We start from the raw sequence: 17,408 nt of genomic DNA on the forward strand, positions 1-17,408 counted from the left end.
ACATCAATACACTAGAGCACTTCTTGAAAACCGACGAGAACTTTGATTCAGTTTTTTATCTTTTCGATACTTACTTTGACGATGAAATTACTGATCAGAGGCAGTTTATGAAAATCTTACTCGAATGCCTCAATCGCTATCACGCCGAGGCGATGCAGAATGAGTCATAAAATTAAAGCATCTGAACAACGCTCCTCAAATTTACTATTTCAACAACAGAAAGCTATGAGGTTCAACCCCCAGCACAGCTTCACTTAGTAAACCAAGCCATGACCGGCGAGTTGTAAAAAACGCCACCCTCGATAACCAGGACGACTCTATTTAATCGTAGTTCGATACAGCAGCACGTTTGCCACTGCCCCCGCGCAAGCCATTACTCTATGCGTAAATGCCGGAAAATACTTACGACCGTTGCTCTCGCGCAGCGTTAAAAAAATCCGCACCTTTATATTGTAGAAAGGCAAAAAAATACACTTATCACAATAAGGCTCATTGACAACATCAACACCCATCCAGGCTCATTAAACAGCATCAATGACGTTGTAAGCTTTTCAAAAACCGTAGAAATAGATAAATCAAAAAGGCTAAGAGAATGAAAAACCCGACGATATAAAATCTGATCAGCGATTATTTAGGGCAAGTCAAAATGGCAACTGACTTACTTGAGTCAGCTTTTGGTACAAAAAATATTCTAGGTCTGTGGCGTTCCAAAAAAATCCCACAACGCGGGAAAATCACTGATGACGCGACCTACGAACCACATGGAATTGGTTGCAGAGTTTACATATCCCAGATATGTATTGACTTCGACTACAGTACCGACGGGCGGATTGACGGCTTCGACGCATGGAGACTTTACTTGTATGCATGCGAAGTTCCAAAAAAACACCAAAAATACACTAACAAAACGACGACCGAGCAGGAGTTCAGCGAGTACGTAGCAAAAGGAAAGCAAAGAAAATACATGACTCAACCTCTAACTTATATTTTCAAAGCTCTTGACAAAAAACCAAACATTAACACCAGTGCAGCTAATTTCTCTTTAACGACAATAATAAATGGCAAAAATAGAGATAGCTATTCAATCAAATAACAATTATCTCGACAGGTCAATTTCTAAATAGATCCGTCCCCTTGAGCCCTAATAAAGCAGGTCAAATAACAACTTTGCACACAAAAAGCGGTAAGGAATTTTGGAGAACCATAAATGGCAACGTCGCTGAAAAAATCATCAGGCCCTACACCGAATAACCAAATAAAGGCACTAGTAGTCGCAATTAACGAACATGTGGACGAAGACGTGACGCTTGTCATCGACGGTGTCACAGTAAACTGTTTTGCCAGCGTCTGCCCTTATGAAATCTCAATAGGCAACACGTACAGTGTTGAGTTGACTTTGACACTTGCTGAAAACTATGAAATCCAAAGCGTCACCTCTATCGACTTCCTAATTGAAAAGAAAGGAGATGGGTTCGCTTACTTCCTATACGGCAAGCTCTGCAACGATGTTTTCAACACCTTTACTGTATTCCATGATGAGGAAATCCATTATAAACATCCCAACCTAAACGACCAGTTTATAAAATTAGAAGTCTCACGAATTAATGCCGCCTTTCTTTAACGCCCAGGTCGCCATCACATTCACGCGACCGACTTTGAATAACGGCACGACAAACGACAAAGGTGGCGGAAATTTTAATCCAAAAATCCACCACTGATGCATCAATGCCCTCCCTGAGAGTATGCGCTTGAATAAAGATAACCACTAAGTTGTGATGCGCGGCAAACGCTTATGGCCATTATCCGCACACAGCGCTAAATAGATCCGTCACGTTTACAAGACAGAAGTCAGACTTGATAAAAACTATCCAACACGGCCATTTACGGCATGCCCAAAGTGAGCAATCTATGCTGAAAGCCCCCTTCACGGACACCCCCTACATCCCAAACATCTCCCACATACTGGGAGCGCTATCAATATACGACCTTGAAAACACCGTCGGAGAAGAACTTCGAAAATACGATCCAAATAACGCACAAGAAAGAGAGAAGATAATTAGGGATTTTATAATAAAAGATCTTCTATATCTGTCTTATAGGCACCGTTACTATTTAATTTTAGAACTCGAAAAGGCTTTGAAAACACCCAAGTACAATTTTGCCAAAGAATTTGAAAGCGATTACGACGAACACATAACTATGGCTTGGGACGAGACCGAGATAGATGATCCGCGACTTTTTTTTGCAGATATTCTGCGCCTAGCCAATGAAGAGTGGAAAGACGACCTGTACAAGGCCAGCCTGGAAGATCAGTCCACCTGGTGACTACTGCCTCAACGGCGACGGCCAGCCCGCCCCAACACCGTGCCCCAATTTGCCCCTCCCCCCCCTATCTGCTAGTGTCGCGCCCGTTTACCGTCAACCGGAATAGCCGCCATGGCCCGTAAAAAAGTTGCACTCGATTTCGAACAATCCCTCGCCGATCTGCAAACCCTGGTCGAGCGTCTGGAGAACGGCGAGTTGTCGCTGGAAGACTCGTTGACGGCGTTTGAGCAAGGTATCGGCCTGACCCGCGATTGCCAGAGCGCCCTGGCGCAGGCCGAGCAGAAGGTTCAGGTGTTGCTGGAACGGGATGGGGAGTTGGCCGAAGAACCTTTCGACGCGGAACAAGCGCAATGATCGACGTTTATCAGGCCAGCAGTCAGGCCCGGGTCAATGCTGCGCTGGAACCGCTGTTTGTCGCGCCAAGCCCGGAGCTGGCGCGGCTGTATGACGCCATGCGCTACAGCGTGATGAACGGCGGCAAGCGGGTGCGGCCCTTGCTCGCTTATGCGGCCTGTGAGGCGCTGGGTGTGGACGCCGCGCAAGCCAATGGTGCGGCGTGTGCGGTGGAGTTGATTCATGCCTACTCGCTGGTACACGACGATTTGCCGGCGATGGACGATGACGATCTGCGTCGCGGCCAGCCCACCACCCATAAAGCGTTTGACGAAGCCTGTGCGATCCTCGCCGGTGACGGCCTGCAAAGCCTGGCGTTCAGCGCCTTGCTTGATCCGCGCCTGAGCGGCGTCGATGCCCAGATCCGCCTGCGTATGGTCACCGCGTTGGCCGCTGCCGCAGGTCCGGCCGGTATGGTCGGGGGTCAGGCGATTGACCTGGGTTCGGTGGGCCTCAAGCTGGACCAGCAAGCCCTGGAATATATGCACCGGCACAAGACCGGTGCGCTGATCGAGGCTGCCGTGCACCTCGGTGCCTTGGCCAGTGGCCGCGCCGAAGCTGCGCAGTTGGCCGCCTTGCAGGTTTATGCCCGGGCTGTCGGCCTGGCGTTCCAGGTGCAGGACGATATTCTCGACGTAGAAAGCGACACCGCGACCCTTGGCAAACGCCAGGGCGCCGATATTGCCCGTGACAAGCCGACCTATCCGTCGCTGCTGGGGCTGGAATCCGCCAAGGCCTATGCCCTGGAGCTGCGTGACCAGGCCCTGGCCGCCCTGCGACCATTCGACGCGGCAGCCGAGCCGCTGCGTGACTTGGCGCGGTATATCGTCGAACGCCGCCACTGATTACAGCGGCCATTAGCGCCGCATATCGGCCAAGTTCGGTGCTCTGCGTGGGCAGTTTGCGATGCTTGAGGTAAACTGCCGCCTCTTCTATACCTATAACGATTCGCCTGATGCCCACGACGTTTCAAGAGATTCCCCGCAAGCGCCCGACCACGCCGCTGCTGGACCGTGCCAACACGCCGGCCGGCTTGCGCCGCCTGGGTGAAGCCGAGCTGGAAACCCTGGCCGATGAGTTGCGCCTGGAATTGCTCTACACGGTCGGCCAGACCGGTGGGCATTTTGGTGCCGGCCTGGGCGTCATCGAGCTGACCATCGCGTTGCATTACGTATTCGACACCCCGGACGACCGGCTGGTGTGGGACGTGGGTCACCAGGCGTATCCGCATAAAATCCTCACCGGACGCCGCGAGCGCATGGCCACCTTGCGCCAGAAGGACGGCATTGCCGCCTTCCCGCGCCGCTCCGAGAGCGAGTACGACACCTTCGGCGTCGGCCATTCCAGCACCTCGATCAGCGCAGCCCTGGGCATGGCGATTGCCGCCCGTCTGCAAAACAGCGATCGCAAGGCGATTGCCGTGATCGGTGATGGCGCGCTGACAGCCGGCATGGCGTTCGAAGCGTTGAACCATGCGCCGGAAGTGGACGCCAACATGTTGGTGATCCTCAACGACAACGACATGTCGATCTCGCGCAATGTCGGTGGTTTGTCCAATTACCTGGCGAAAATTCTGTCCAGCCGCACCTACGCCAGCATGCGCGAAGGCAGTAAAAAAGTGCTGTCGCGCCTACCCGGCGCGTGGGAAATCGCCCGTCGCACCGAAGAATACGCCAAGGGCATGCTGGTCCCCGGCACCCTGTTCGAGGAGCTTGGCTGGAACTATATCGGCCCGATCGACGGCCACGACCTGCCGACCCTGATCGCCACCCTGCGCAATATGCGTGACCTCAAGGGCCCGCAGTTCCTGCATATCGTCACCAAGAAAGGCAAAGGCTTCGCCCCGGCGGAAGTCGACCCGATTGGTTACCACGCCATCACCAAGCTCGAACCCCTGGACGCGCCCGTGGCGGCGCCGAAAAAAGCCAGCGGGCCGAAGTATTCCGGCGTGTTTGGCGAATGGCTGTGCGACATGGCCGCCGCCGATCCGCGCTTGGTGGGCATTACCCCGGCGATGAAAGAAGGCTCCGACCTGGTAGCGTTCAGCGAGCGTTTCCCGCTGCGCTACTTCGACGTGGCGATTGCCGAGCAACACGCGGTAACCTTTGCTGCCGGCATGGCCTGCGAAGGCGCCAAGCCAGTGGTGGCGATCTATTCCACCTTCCTGCAACGCGGTTATGACCAATTGGTGCATGACGTGGCGGTGCAGAACCTCGACGTGCTGTTCGCCATCGACCGCGCCGGTTTGGTGGGCGAAGACGGCCCGACCCACGCGGGCAGCTACGACTTGTCCTACTTGCGCTGCATCCCCGGCATGCTGGTGATGACCCCAAGCGACGAGAACGAACTGCGCAAGATGCTCAGCACCGGGCACCTGTACAACGGCCCGGCGGCGGTACGCTACCCCCGTGGCAACGGCCCGAACGCGGTGATCGAGAAAGACCTGGAACCGATCGAGATCGGCAAGGGTATCGTGCGTCGCCAGGGCAGCAAGGCCGCGTTCCTGGTATTCGGCGTGCAACTGGCCGAAGCCCTGAAAGTGGCGGAGAAAATCGACGCCACGGTGATCGACATGCGCTTCGTCAAACCTCTGGACGAAGCCTTGGTGCGCGAAATCGCCGGCAGCCATGAGTTGCTGGTGACCGTTGAAGAAAACGCCATCATGGGCGGCGCCGGTGCGGCAGTCAGCGAGTTCCTGGCGCGGGAGAATATCCTCAAGTCGGTGCTGCACCTGGGCTTGCCGGACATCTACGTGGAGCACGCCAAGCCGGCGCAGATGCTGGCTGAGTGCGGGTTGGATGAAGCAGGAATCGAGGCCGCGGTGCGCCAGCGCATGGCCTTGCTCGACCTGTAACCCAATCCTCCGGTAAAAACCGGATCAAATTGTGGGAGCTGGCTTGCCTGCGATAGCATCACCCCGGTCTATCTGAAAGACCGAGGTGTCTGCATCGCAGGCAAGCCAGCTCCCACATTTGTTTTGTATTGCCTTGGAACCCATGGACGGCCCATGAAATACCTTCGATTTGCCCTGCCCCTCCTGTTTTTACCCTCTGCGCAACTATTCGCCGACAGCCGCGACGCCGCCCTGAAGCTCCCCGACGTGGTGATCAGCGCCAACCGCCAGGTGCAGGCGCGCAATGACAGCAGCGCCGCCAACACGGTGTTCACCCGCGACGATATCGACCGCCTGCAACCCTCCAGCGTCACTGACCTGCTCAGCCGCGTGCCCGGCGTGCAAGTGGCGCGGACCGGTGGCCGGGGCAGCTTGCCGGGGATTTTCATACGCGGCACCAAGTCGGCACAAAGCCTGGTGCTGGTGGATGGCCAGCGGATCGCGAATACCACCTCCGGCGACAGCGGCTTGCAATACCTGAATGTCGATCAGATTGAACGGGTGGAAGTGCTACGCGGGTCGCGCTCGGTGATTTACGGCAGTGATGCGATTGGCGGGGTGATCCAGATATTCACCCGCCGCAATGCCGGACAAGGCCTGCAACCGCGCCTGAAACTGGGCTTTGGCAGTAACAACACCTGGGAGCGCAGCCTGGGGCTGTCGGGCGGCGATGAACGCACGCGCTTCAACCTGGGCGCGAGCCTGGATGAAACCGCCGGTATCGATTGGAGCCACGCCTCATTCCCCAGTGACCGTGACCATGATGCCTATCGCAATAAGTCGCTGAGCCTGAACCTCAGCCATGAGTTCAGTGATGAACTGGAGGTGGGCTTCAACCTGCTGGATAGCCGGGGCAAGTCGGAATATGACAATAGCTTTGGTCGCTATGATTTCGCCACTGGGCAAAGCGTCGGCCAGAAGCCCTATACCGACTACACCGTCAGCAGCGCCAGCGCCTATATCGACGCCCAACTCAACGAGGCATGGCAGACCCGTGTGGAGCTGGGCCACAGCGAAAACCGCGATACCAAACGCGACAAGCTCAGCCCTGACTTCAGTGTGTTCAACACCTACCGCGACTCGATCAACTGGCAGAACGACCTCACGCTCGATCAGCAAAACAGCCTGATCCTGGGTGGCGATTGGTATGAAGACCGTTTTCACGGCAGCACCACGTTCAGCGAAAACAGCCGCTGGAACCGCGCAGCGTTTATCCAGCATCGCTTCAAGGGAGAGTGGTTTTCCACCGAACTGGGGCTGCGTCACGACGACAACCAGCAATTCGGCGCGCAGAACAGTTGGAGCGGTACGCTGACCTTGCCGGTCAATAGCGACAACGACGTATTACTGAGTTACAGCGAAGGCTTTCGTGCGCCGACCTTCAATGACCTGTATTACCCCGACCCCCAATACAGCAACCCAAATCTGCAGCCCGAAACGTCAAAAAGCTACGAACTGCAATGGCGCAGCCAGCTCAGCGACAGCACGCGGCTGGAGGCCTCGCTGTATCGCACCGACTTGAAAGACGCGATCATTCTCGACGGCGGCAAACCGCAAAACGTCGCCACCGCCCGCATCAACGGCTTCGAAGCCGCCCTCAAGCAAGAATTGTTCGGCTGGCAAGGCAACCTCGGCCTGTCGATCATCGACCCGCGCGACCGCACCAGCGGCCATACCCTGGCCCGCCGCGCCCGGCGCACCCTGAACCTGGACCTGGATCGGCAGTTCGATCAGTTGAGCCTGGGCGCCAGTTGGCAGGCCATCAGCAGCAGCTACGACGCCGAGGACAACAAGAACCGCCTCGCGGGCTATTACCTGGTGGGATTGCGCAGCGGCTGGGCGCTGAGTCGGGAAGTGGCGTTGTCGCTTAAGGTCGATAACCTGCTGGATCGCCGTTACACACGGGCGTGGTACAGCTATAACGATCCGAATTTCCAGAACAACCAGCCGTATCGGGAAGAAGGCCGGACGTGGATGGTTGGGGTGACGTGGACGCCGCAGCTCTGAGGTTGTCTGGGCCGACGTCATCGCAGGCAAGCCAGCTCCCACATTTGACTGTACTCACACGCGGCAGTACAGAATATTTTGGCCGCACCCCAGAACAAATGTGGGAGCTGGCTTGCCTGCGATAGCGGTCTCAGCGGTTCGGCGCAATCACCTGACACAACCTGCCCACCGCCTCCACCATCTGCCCACTGGGCCGCTCCAGCCCTTTATCCGGCACGATCAGCAAGCGCCCCTGGGCCACCGCCGCCACCTGGGGCCAGGCCTTCCAGTCGTCCAGTTGCGCTTGATCCGCCGCCAGGATCACCTCGGGGTCACGCTGTAACACCGACTCGATACTGACCTGCGGCGCTGGCAGCTTGAGGTCGTCAAACACATTGCGCGCGCCACACACACTTAGCGCGTCGCTGATGATCTGCCCACCGCCCACGGTGTACAGCGGCTGGTTCCAAACCTGGTAGAACACCCGCAACGGCTCGCTGCGGTAATAGCGCTGACGCAGCTCGGCCAAGCGTTGGCGCAAGCGGGCGGCCAGTTGGCGACCATCCTCGGCACGGCCCAACTGCCGGGCGATGGCCTCGACCTGGCTGCTCAGTTGTTCAAGGCTATGGGGTTCGGCGACGTAGATCGGGATGTTCAAGCGCTTGAGCTGCTCGCGCTGGGCAGGGCCGACGCTGCCGGGCCAGAGCAGCAGCAAGTCAGGCTGCAGGCTGAGCAGGCGTTCCAGGTCCAACTGCCCATAACGCCCCACCGAGGGCACATTGCGCAGCGCGTCAGGTCGTTCGCCGCCGTCGAGAACGCCCACCAACAGATCACTGGCGCCCAGTTCAACGACGATTTCAGATAAGGATGGCGCGAGACTGACCACCCGCTCGACCGCCGTCGCCGACGCGCTGGCGGCCAGCAGCAAAACCGCCAGCCAGAGGCGCATCAACCGAGCTGACGCGGGATGCGATAGAGGTAGAACAGCACCAGGGTCGACAAGGCCAGGAGAAACAGCGGCACCGCTTCCAGGCCGACGAACACCGCCAGCGCACCGATCCAGGCGGGGAATGCCGCGACCAGCAACGCCGTGCGTCGACGGGCCGCAAGGGTGATCCACGCGGCGGGCTCTTCAGCCGTATCGAGGGCCTTGGAGGTGGCGATCAGCGCGTGTTTGTAGCCATGGAAGTAACGCAGGCTGGCAAACATCGAGGCGACACCGGCGATAAAGAACGGCATCGCCAACACCGGCAACAATGGCTCACCCTGGCCAAATACCAGGTTGATCACGAACAACGGCAACACCGCCAGCGCCAGGTACTGCCACCAACTGAACGACAGCCGCCGCTTGACCTGCCCGCGCGTCACGCCCGGTCAACCTCGCCCTGGTGCTCGTTGCCCATCATGTGGTCGAGCTTGCTGGCCTTGGTCGCCAGGTAGAGTTTGTTGTGCGGGTTATGCCCGGTGTGCAGCGGCACGCGCTCGGCAACGGTGATGCCCATTTCGGTCAAGGCTTTGACCTTGCGTGGGTTGTTGGTCATCAGGCGCAGGGACTGGATGCCCAGGTGTTCCAGCATCGGCAGGCAGATGGCGTAGTCGCGCTGGTCGGCGGCAAAGCCCAGGCGCTCGTTGGCCTCGACCGTATCGGCGCCACCGTCTTGCAGTTCGTAGGCGCGGATCTTGTTCAGCAGGCCAATGCCACGGCCTTCCTGACGCAGATACAGCAGCACACCACGGCCTTCACGGGCGATGGCTTGCAACGCGGCTTCCAGTTGCGAACCGCAGTCGCAGCGCTGGCTGAACAGTGCGTCACCGGTCAGGCACTCGGAGTGCACCCGGCCCAGGACCGGGGCGCCATCGGCCACGTCGCCCAGGCTGAGCACGACATGCTCGCGCCCGGAGGCTTTTTCAAGAAAGCCATGCATGGTGAACGTGGCAAAAGGGGTAGGCAGCTTGGAAGCAGCGACGAAAACGACGGGCACCGTGTGCTCCTGATTTCAGATTTCACAGAGGCGGGCATTGTAACAGCACGTTCCTACACACGCTTAAGCTGAATTATCGCTGATAAAGATCAATCGGTTCGATTGGCCTTTGCCTTGGTTCTATGAATGCTCGGCTTTGCATGCAGGAGCGAGCTTGCTTGCGAAGAACCAGAGAGCGCCGCGCTTATCCTGCAACCAAGCGTTATCGTTGACGTTCTTCGCGAGCAAGCTCGCTCCTACATAAAAGCGGGGTGATCAGAACGGATAGGGCTGGTGCCAACGTTCGAAGATGGGTTTCAACTCGCCGCTTGTCACCAGCGACTCCATGCGCCGGTCAAACAACGCCATCAACGCCCGGCCCCGCTCATTGTCGGTAAACCCAAGGAACAGCGGCAGTTCGGCAATGTGCGTGAGCTTGAACACCGCGGGGTCGTCGGCTTGGCCAAGGATGTATTTCAGTTCGGCCAGGGCATCGATGTAGAAATCGGCCCGCCCGTGCTGGAGCATCGGCAAAATCCCGCCGCGCCGCTCGATCTGGTTGAAGCGGTGAATATTGGGCAGGTATTCCTCGTACTTGTAGCCGCGCACCCAGGCCAGCCGGTAGGCACCCAGCGTCTTCAGCGTCGGCTCTGGGCTGCTCGCCAGGCCCAGGGCGTAGATGTGGTCGGCGTCATAGTTCCAGCGGGCGTACAGCACGCCCTCGGTCTCATCGTGATAGGAGCCGACCCAGGCATCTACTTCGCCGCGCCGCGCCAGGCCGACCGAACGGGTGTAAGGTACGCTGCGGATCTTGACCTTGACCCCGGCGGGCTCGAAGACTTCCCGCAGCACGTCCCAGGCCAGGCCGCTGCCATCGGCGTTGGTGTAGTCATTCCAGGCTTCACTGGCCAGGCGAATCTGGCCGGGTACTTCGGGAGTGTCAGCGGCCCACCCGGCAGATGCGCCAACACACAGCAGGATCAGCAACCAGCGACGTAGGCCCATGATGACGTCCTCCTGGGAAAGCGACCTTTTCTGTAACGTTGTAAAGGGTAGCGCAGCCAGCCGTGTCACGGCGTCTCGCGAAAATGCTGATAACCGCGCACGGCCGGGGTGATGTCGTGGCCACCGGCATCCAGCAGCCTCACTCCCGCTCCCGCCTCCACCCGCCCGACGACATGCACCGGCCACCCCTCAGCCAGCAATGACCCCAGCTCAGTGGGTGGCAAGGTGAACGCGAGGACATAATCATCCCCCCCACTCAAGGCTGCGGACCGCGCCTGCTCATCGCCGAGAAAGGCCAGCAACGCGGCCGACAGCGGCAGCCGTTGTCGCTCGATCACCAGGCTTACGGCCGAAGCCTTGGCGATATGCCCACAATCAGCCAGCAGGCCGTCAGAGATATCCAGCGCAGACGTAGCCTTGCCCCGCAAGGCCATGCCCAAGGCCAACTGCGGTTGCGGCGACCAGTAGTGGCCCAGCAGCGGCTCGCCGATTTGCGCTGCGGCGCTACGCTGCCCCAATACCAACGGCAAGGCCCCCGCGGCATTGCCCAGGTCGCCGCCGACACACAGCAGGTCGCCCGGTTGCGCGCCACTACGGGTCAACGCCAGCCCGGCCGGGACACGGCCAAACACGGTGACGGTCAGGCTCAGCGGGCCACGGGTAGTGTCGCCGCCCACCAGGCCCACGCCACAACGCTGGGCCATGGCGTTCAAACCCAGGGCATAGCGTTGCAACCAATCGGCCGCGACCGTAGGTGTGGTGAGTGCAAGGGTAAAAGCAAGGGGGCAGGCGCCCATGGCCGCCAGGTCACTGACTGCCACCGCCAGCGAGCGCTGGCCGAGCAGGAACGGATCGCAGGGGTCGGCAAAGTGCACGCCGGCCACCAGGGTATCGGTAGAAATCGCCAGCTGTTCCCCGTGGGGAACCGCCAGCAAGGCGCAGTCGTCGCCGATCCCCAGGGCAATGCCTTCGCCGCCTTGCGCACAGGGCGCGGCGGCGAAGTAGGTGCGGATCAGCTCGAACTCGCCCATCAGGGAGCCAAGCGCAGGTTAGCGCTTGTACGCCTTCACTTCGGCTTCACGCAGGCGCGGGGCCAGCTTGTCGAGCACGCCGTTGACGAACTTGTGACCGTCGGTCGAACCGTAGACTTTCGCCAGTTCGATACCTTCGTTGATCACAACGCGATACGGCACGTCGACGCGCTTGAGCAGCTCCCAGGTGGACAGGCGCATCACGCACAGTTCAACCGGGTCCAACTCTTCGAGGGTCAGGTCCAGGCAAGGTGCCAGGGCCGTGTCGATCTCGCTCAGGTTGGCATGCACGCCGTGCAGGATGTCGTGGAAGTACGGCAGGTCGGCGAAGGTAAAGTCGTTATCGACGCGAAACTGCGCTTCGATTTCGTTCAGCGAAGTACCCGCCATCTGACGCTGATACAGCGCCTGGGTCGCCAGCTGACGGGCAGCACGGCGCTTTTCGTTCTTCGACGGTTTGCCGGCGTCCGCAGGACGTGGCTCGCGTGGGTTGAAACGATCGCTCTCGTCGGAAATCACTTGGCCTCCAACTGCGACAGCAGGCTGACCATTTCCAGGGCGGACAGGGCAGCTTCAGCGCCTTTGTTGCCGGCCTTGGTGCCGGAACGCTCGATGGCTTGCTCGATGGAATCAACGGTCAGTACGCCGAAGGCCACTGGCACGCCGAACTCCATAGACACCTGGGCCAGGCCCTTGGTGCACTCGCCAGCCACGTATTCGAAGTGCGGAGTACCGCCACGAATGACCGCGCCCAGGGCGATGATCGCTGCGTATTCGCCTTGCTGGGCAACTTTCTGCGCAACCAGTGGAATTTCGAAGGCGCCAGGGGCACGGATAATCGTGATATCGCTTTCGCTCACACCGTGGCGAACCAGGGCGTCCACGGCACCGCTTACCAGGCTTTCAACCACGAAGCTGTTGAAGCGGCCAACCACCAGGGCGTAGCGGCCTTTGGGGGCGATGAAGGTACCTTCGATGGTCTTCAGGGTCATTCGACAAATCTCTTAAAGAGCCGGGACGCGTCTATGACGCGCCCCTTAGTGATATTTGAACCGCGAACAAGGAGCGAAAATCGCCGGCCTTTATTCGGAGGGCACGTATTCTACTACTTCCAGGTCGAAACCGGATATCGCATTAAATTTCATGGGTGCGCTCATCAGGCGCATTTTGCGCACGCCCAGGTCACGCAGGATCTGCGAACCGGCACCGACGATGCTGTAGGTGGTCGGCTTTTTCACCGGTACCTGGTCAGCGCTTTCGCGGATATGCGCCAGCAGCACATCGCCATCCACCGGATTGCCCAGCAGCAGCACGACACCGCTGCCCGCCTGGGAAACCGCGGCCATGGCGGCTCGCAGGCTCCAGCGGCCCGGCTGCTTGACCATCAACAGGTCGCGCAGCGGGTCCATGTTGTGCACACGCACCAGGGTCGGCTCTTCGGCGCAGATGTTGCCCAGGGTCAGGGCCATGTGCACGTCGCCTTCCACCGAATCACGGTAGGTCACCAGGTTGAAATGCCCCAGTTCGCTGTCCAGCGGCTGCTCGGCAATCCGCTGAACGGTACGTTCGTGGATCATCCGGTAGTGAATCAGGTCGGCAATGGTGCCGATCTTGATGTTGTGCTCGGCGGCAAAGGCTTCCAGTTCCGGACGACGCGCCATGGTGCCGTCGTCGTTCATCACTTCGCAGATCACCCCACTCGGCTCGAACCCGGCCATGCGCGCCAGGTCGCAGGCAGCCTCTGTGTGGCCGGCACGGGCCAGGGTGCCGCCAGGCTGGGCCATCAGCGGGAAGATATGGCCAGGGCTGACGATATCTTCGGCCTTGGCGTCTTTGGCGGCAGCGGCTTGCACGGTGCGGGCGCGGTCAGCGGCAGAGATGCCGGTGGTCACGCCGGTGGTCGCTTCAATCGAGACGGTGAACTTGGTGCCAAACCCCGAACCATTGCGCGGCGCCATCAGCGGCAGCTTGAGCAGTTCGCAGCGCTCGCGGCTCATGGGCATGCAGATCAGGCCACGGGCGTGCTTGGCCATGAAGTTGATGTGTTCAGGCTGGCACAACTCGGCGGCCATGATCAGGTCGCCTTCGTTCTCGCGGTCTTCGTCATCCATCAGGATGACCATCTTGCCTTGGCGGATGTCTTCAACCAGTTCTTCGATGCTATTGAGCGCCACGCGGCACCCCCTTGGTCAGGATTTCAGGTAGCCGTTAGCGGCCAGAAAACTTTCGGTGATGTTACCGGCTGCAGGCTCTGCGGCCTTATCGCCCAGCAACAGGCGCTCCAGGTAACGGGCAAGCAAGTCCACTTCCAGGTTCACCCGGCGACCTGGCTGGTATGAGGCCATGATGGTTTCGCTGAGGGTGTGGGGAATGATCGTCAGTTCGAATTCGGCGCCGTTCACGGCGTTCACGGTCAGGCTGGTGCCATCGACGGTGATCGAGCCTTTGTGGGCGATGTACTTGGCCAGTTCTTTAGGGGCCCGGATGCGGAACTCCACGGCCCGCGCGTTTTCGCTGCGCGCCACCACTTCGCCGACGCCGTCGACATGGCCGCTGACCAAGTGGCCGCCCAAACGGGTGGTCGGGGTCAGGGCTTTTTCCAGGTTGACCGGGCTGCCAGCCTTGAGGTCATTCATCGCGGTGCAGTCCAGGGTTTCTCGGCTGACGTCGGCGGCAAAGCCGTTGCCCGGCAGTTCGATGACGGTCAGGCACACGCCGCTGACGGCGATGCTGTCGCCCAGCTTGACGTCGCCAAGGTCGAGCTTGCCGGTTTCAACCAACAGGCGCACGTCGCCGCCTTTGGGGGTCATGGCGCGGATGCTGCCGATGGATTCGATAATGCCGGTGAACATGGCCTTCTCCTGGAAAACATTGCGGGCGCCTGGGCGCCCGGTCGGAATTATACGCTCGCTGGGGGGAGCGGGATGGCAGTGACTCGCCAGTCGTCGCCGACAGCGCGCATTTGCGTGATCTTGAGTTGGGGGGCGTCGGCCAGCTTCTCAAGCGGCCAGTCCAACAATGGCCGAGCGGCGGAGCCCAGGAACTTGCCGGCGACGAAAATCACGTACTCGTCCACCAGGCCCTGCTGGGCAAACGCCCCCGCCAGGCTCGGCCCGGCTTCCACCAGCACCTCGTTGACGCCACGGGCCGCCAGGGCCACCAGCGCCGAGCGCAGGTCGACCTGGCCGTCGACACCCGGTACCACCAGGCATTCGGGGCCACGGGGGAACTGGTTTTCCGGGGTCACGCAGGTGATGACCAGCGCCGGGCCGGCCTTGAAGAACGGCGCGTTGAGCGGCACCCGCAGGCGGCCGTCGATCAGCACGCGCAGCGGCGGGCGCGACATCGCCAGGGCGGTGGTCTGCGCATCCAGGCCCAGTTCGGCGGCGCGCACGGTCAGGCGCGCGCCATCGGCCAGCACTGTGTCGGCGCCAGTCAGCACCACACTGGCCTCGGCCCGCAGGCGCTGTACGGCGGCGCGGGCGGCAGGGCCGGTGATCCACTGGCTTTCACCACTGGCCATTGCGGTGCGGCCATCCAGGCTCATCGCCAGTTTGACCCGCACAAACGGCAGGCCGTGTTCCATACGCTTGAGGAACCCGGGGTTCAAGGCGCGCGCCTGGCTTTCCAGTACGCCGCTGAGCACCTCGATACCGGCCTGGGCCAGGCGCTGCATGCCGCGCCCGGCCACTTCCGGATTCGGGTCCTGCATGCCCGCCACCACCCGCGCCACGCCAGCCGTCACCAGCGCATCGGCGCAAGGTGGCGTATGACCATAATGGCTGCACGGTTCAAGGGTCACGTACACCGTGGCACCCCGGGCTTTATCGCCAGCAGCGCGCAAGGCGTTGGGCTCGGCATGGGGTTCGCCGGTGCGCTCGTGCCAGCCTTCGCCGACAATCTGCCCATCACGCACAATCACGCAGCCGACCCGTGGGTTGGGGTGGGTGGTGTACAGGCCCTTGCGCGCCAATTCGAGGGCGCGGGCCATGTAATGGGCGTCAAGCACGGCCTGCTCAGCAGAAGGAAGGTTCATTCTTTGACCGGCTCACGGGCCAGGCGGTCGATCTCTTCGCGGAACTCGTTGAGGTCCTGGAAGCGTCGATACACCGAGGCGAAACGAATGTAGGCGACTTCGTCGAGCTTTTGCAGCTCGCCCATCACCAGTTCTCCAACCACCAGGCTCTTGACCTCGCGCTCACCGGTCGCCCGCAGCTTGTGCTTGATATGCACCAGCGCCGCTTCCAGCCGCTCGACACTCACCGGGCGTTTTTCCAGGGCGCGCTGCATACCAGCGCGCAATTTGTCTTCGTCGAAGGGCTGGCGGCTGCCGTCGGACTTGATCAGGCGTGGCAGTACCAGTTCGGCGGTTTCGAAGGTGGTGAAACGTTCACCGCAGGCCAGGCATTCACGCCGGCGACGCACTTGATCGCCCTCGGCGACCAGACGCGAGTCAATGACCTTGGTGTCGTTGGCACCGCAGAAGGGACAGTGCATGGTGGCAGGCAACAAAAAAAGGGAGGGCCATGGTAGCGCATCCCCGTGGCAAGACAAGCCATAGCCTTTACGGTATATAGGCTGACTATTATGTTTCTTATGTTTAGTTCACGGATTTTTGCCCTTTTTGGAGCCGTACATGCCGTTACGACCGCTGGTTTTACTCACAATGTTCAGTTTTCTGGTCGCCTGCAGCAGCGAGGCACCAAAACCAGCGGCCCCGCAACCCACGCCGCAACAAGAGAAAAAAATCCCCGGCCAGGAGCCTCTCGGGCCTTTGCCGGCGTATCAACGTGAAGTGAGCGGCACCCTCAATGGCGTGCCGGCCGGCGCCGAAGTCGAGCTGGCGTTGCTGGTGATCGACGAGCGCAGCCGCCCGCAACAATTGCTGGCCAGCAGCGTGCTGATCGGCAACAACAAACCACTGGCCTTCCGCCTGCGCTTCAACCCCCAAGCCTTCCCGAGCGGCGCCCGCGTTGAGTTGCGTGGTCGCGCCAGCCAGTCCGGGCAGTTGATCCTGCATCTGCCGGCGGTGCGTATCCAGCAGCCGATCACCCAGACCACCGGGCCACTGCAACTCGTCCGCGCACCATGACGCCACCGCTGCACCTGCAACGAGCCTTGAGCGAGCTGATCGGCGACGCGCAACTGGTGCCCTGCCCGTTACCGGGCACCGACCTGTCGTTATGGCTGCTGGACGCCGACAACATGCACCGCGCCTTCAGCCCTGAGGAAACCCGGCGCATCCTGCACGAGCCGCCCTACTGGAGCTTCTGCTGGGCCAGCGGCCTGGCACTGGCCCGTTACCTGGCGGCCAACCCGCAGTGGGTGCAGGGCAAGCGGGTCCTGGATTTTGGCGCCGGCTCCGGGGTGGCGGGGATTGGCGCAGTAAAAGCCGGTGCCCTGGAAGTGGTGGCCTGCGACCTCGACCCGCTGGCACTCGGCGCCTGCCGGGCGAATGCTCAACTCAATGGCGTAACGCTGGGCTATTCGGCGGATTTTTTTGCCGAGGCCGATCGTTTCGACCTGATCCTGGTGGCGGACGTGCTGTACGACCGGGCGAACCTGCCACTGCTGGATCAGTTCCTCACCCGCGGACGAGAAGCGCTGGTCGCCGATTCACGGGTGCGGGATTTCCAGCATCCGGACTATCAGCGGCTGGGGATTCTGGAGGCGTTGACGTTGCCGGATCTGGCGGAGCCTTGGGAGTTTCGCAAGGTGAGCCTGTACCATTCGCGCAGGCCTTGAGTCCGTCGCCAGCAAGCCGGCTCCTACAGCGCTTGTATGCGCTTTCAGCCAACTGCGCCAAGCCTTATA

Annotated in this window: 20 protein-coding genes; 9 read left to right on the plus strand and 11 right to left on the minus strand. The window is 60.2% G+C overall.

Features of this window, described 5'->3' with window-relative positions; all coding sequences use genetic code 11:
- The first annotated feature begins 646 nt into the window (after positions 1-646).
- From GDV60_RS24030 to GDV60_RS24060, 7 genes are all read left to right on the plus strand, one after another.
- On the plus strand, positions 647-1,093 hold the full coding sequence (locus GDV60_RS24030; protein ID WP_240160306.1) for a hypothetical protein: 447 nt from the start codon (positions 647-649) through the stop codon (positions 1,091-1,093).
- A 114-nt stretch (positions 1,094-1,207) separates the two neighbouring features.
- Positions 1,208-1,621, plus strand: a complete 414-nt coding sequence (locus tag GDV60_RS24035) for a hypothetical protein (protein ID WP_159908950.1) — start codon at positions 1,208-1,210, stop codon at positions 1,619-1,621.
- Positions 1,622-1,908: 287 nt separating this feature from the next.
- A complete protein-coding gene (locus GDV60_RS24040; RefSeq protein ID WP_070995311.1) occupies positions 1,909-2,325 on the plus strand; it encodes a hypothetical protein in 417 nt (138 codons plus the stop codon).
- 111 nt (positions 2,326-2,436) lie between these two features.
- Positions 2,437-2,679, plus strand: a complete 243-nt coding sequence (locus tag GDV60_RS24045) for an exodeoxyribonuclease VII small subunit (protein ID WP_029299452.1) — start codon at positions 2,437-2,439, stop codon at positions 2,677-2,679.
- On the plus strand, positions 2,676-3,563 hold the full coding sequence (ispA, locus tag GDV60_RS24050; RefSeq protein WP_070995310.1) for a (2E,6E)-farnesyl diphosphate synthase: 888 nt from the start codon (positions 2,676-2,678) through the stop codon (positions 3,561-3,563). Before GDV60_RS24045 ends, ispA begins: the two co-directional genes overlap by 4 nt.
- A 110-nt stretch (positions 3,564-3,673) precedes the next feature.
- A complete protein-coding gene (gene dxs, locus GDV60_RS24055; RefSeq protein ID WP_159908952.1) occupies positions 3,674-5,572 on the plus strand; it encodes a 1-deoxy-D-xylulose-5-phosphate synthase in 1,899 nt (632 codons plus the stop codon).
- A 153-nt stretch (positions 5,573-5,725) separates the two neighbouring features.
- On the plus strand, positions 5,726-7,618 hold the full coding sequence (locus GDV60_RS24060; RefSeq protein ID WP_159908954.1) for a TonB-dependent receptor domain-containing protein: 1,893 nt from the start codon (positions 5,726-5,728) through the stop codon (positions 7,616-7,618).
- Between the two features lie 130 nt (positions 7,619-7,748).
- Here GDV60_RS24060 and GDV60_RS24065 read toward each other — a convergent pair whose 3' ends face one another.
- The 11 genes from GDV60_RS24065 to nrdR all read right to left on the minus strand — a co-directional run bounded on the left by GDV60_RS24065 (position 7,749) and on the right by nrdR (position 16,091).
- On the minus strand, positions 7,749-8,546 hold the full coding sequence (locus GDV60_RS24065; protein WP_070995308.1) for a cobalamin-binding protein: 798 nt from the start codon (positions 8,544-8,546) through the stop codon (positions 7,749-7,751).
- Positions 8,546-8,965 (minus strand): MFS transporter, encoded by a 420-nt coding sequence (locus GDV60_RS24070; RefSeq protein ID WP_159908956.1) that lies wholly within the window; start codon positions 8,963-8,965, stop codon positions 8,546-8,548. Before GDV60_RS24070 ends, GDV60_RS24065 begins: the two co-directional genes overlap by 1 nt.
- Complete coding sequence (gene ribA / locus GDV60_RS24075) at positions 8,962-9,579, minus strand: GTP cyclohydrolase II (protein WP_029299440.1); 618 nt, start codon at positions 9,577-9,579, stop codon at positions 8,962-8,964. The genes GDV60_RS24070 and ribA overlap by 4 nt, the downstream gene beginning before the upstream one ends.
- 255 nt (positions 9,580-9,834) lie before the next feature.
- Positions 9,835-10,563, minus strand: coding sequence for an ABC transporter substrate-binding protein (locus GDV60_RS24080; protein WP_029299439.1), 729 nt, complete (start codon positions 10,561-10,563; stop codon positions 9,835-9,837).
- Positions 10,564-10,628: 65 nt separating this feature from the next.
- Complete coding sequence (thiL, locus tag GDV60_RS24085) at positions 10,629-11,594, minus strand: thiamine-phosphate kinase (protein WP_159908958.1); 966 nt, start codon at positions 11,592-11,594, stop codon at positions 10,629-10,631.
- An 18-nt stretch (positions 11,595-11,612) separates the two neighbouring features.
- Positions 11,613-12,113, minus strand: a complete 501-nt coding sequence (gene nusB / locus GDV60_RS24090; RefSeq protein ID WP_029299437.1) for a transcription antitermination factor NusB — start codon at positions 12,111-12,113, stop codon at positions 11,613-11,615.
- On the minus strand, positions 12,110-12,586 hold the full coding sequence (gene ribE / locus GDV60_RS24095) for a 6,7-dimethyl-8-ribityllumazine synthase (RefSeq protein ID WP_003176356.1): 477 nt from the start codon (positions 12,584-12,586) through the stop codon (positions 12,110-12,112). Before ribE ends, nusB begins: the two co-directional genes overlap by 4 nt.
- A gap of 90 nt (positions 12,587-12,676) precedes the next feature.
- Entirely contained in the window at positions 12,677-13,768 is a 1,092-nt protein-coding gene (gene ribBA, locus GDV60_RS24100; RefSeq protein WP_029299436.1) for a bifunctional 3,4-dihydroxy-2-butanone-4-phosphate synthase/GTP cyclohydrolase II, read from the minus strand.
- Positions 13,769-13,783: 15 nt separating this feature from the next.
- Positions 13,784-14,446 (minus strand): riboflavin synthase, encoded by a 663-nt coding sequence (locus GDV60_RS24105; RefSeq protein ID WP_029299435.1) that lies wholly within the window; start codon positions 14,444-14,446, stop codon positions 13,784-13,786.
- A gap of 47 nt (positions 14,447-14,493) precedes the next feature.
- Positions 14,494-15,630 carry a bifunctional diaminohydroxyphosphoribosylaminopyrimidine deaminase/5-amino-6-(5-phosphoribosylamino)uracil reductase RibD gene (gene ribD, locus GDV60_RS24110; protein WP_029299434.1) on the minus strand — a complete coding sequence of 379 codons (1,137 nt, stop codon included), beginning with the start codon at positions 15,628-15,630 and terminating at the stop codon, positions 14,494-14,496.
- Positions 15,627-16,091, minus strand: coding sequence for a transcriptional regulator NrdR (nrdR, locus tag GDV60_RS24115; protein WP_029299433.1), 465 nt, complete (start codon positions 16,089-16,091; stop codon positions 15,627-15,629). The genes ribD and nrdR overlap by 4 nt, the downstream gene beginning before the upstream one ends.
- A 139-nt stretch (positions 16,092-16,230) precedes the next feature.
- On the opposite strand from nrdR, the gene GDV60_RS24120 reads away from it, so the two are divergent.
- Both GDV60_RS24120 and GDV60_RS24125 read left to right on the plus strand, forming a co-directional pair.
- Positions 16,231-16,686, plus strand: a complete 456-nt coding sequence (locus tag GDV60_RS24120) for a YbaY family lipoprotein (RefSeq protein WP_029299432.1) — start codon at positions 16,231-16,233, stop codon at positions 16,684-16,686.
- Positions 16,683-17,339 (plus strand): methyltransferase, encoded by a 657-nt coding sequence (locus GDV60_RS24125; RefSeq protein WP_159908960.1) that lies wholly within the window; start codon positions 16,683-16,685, stop codon positions 17,337-17,339. Before GDV60_RS24120 ends, GDV60_RS24125 begins: the two co-directional genes overlap by 4 nt.
- The last annotated feature ends 69 nt before the right edge of the window (positions 17,340-17,408 follow it).

It is taken from the genome of Pseudomonas sp. DTU12.1 (assembly GCF_009873475.1).
GTDB classification, from domain to species: Bacteria; Pseudomonadota; Gammaproteobacteria; order Pseudomonadales; family Pseudomonadaceae; genus Aquipseudomonas; species Aquipseudomonas proteolytica.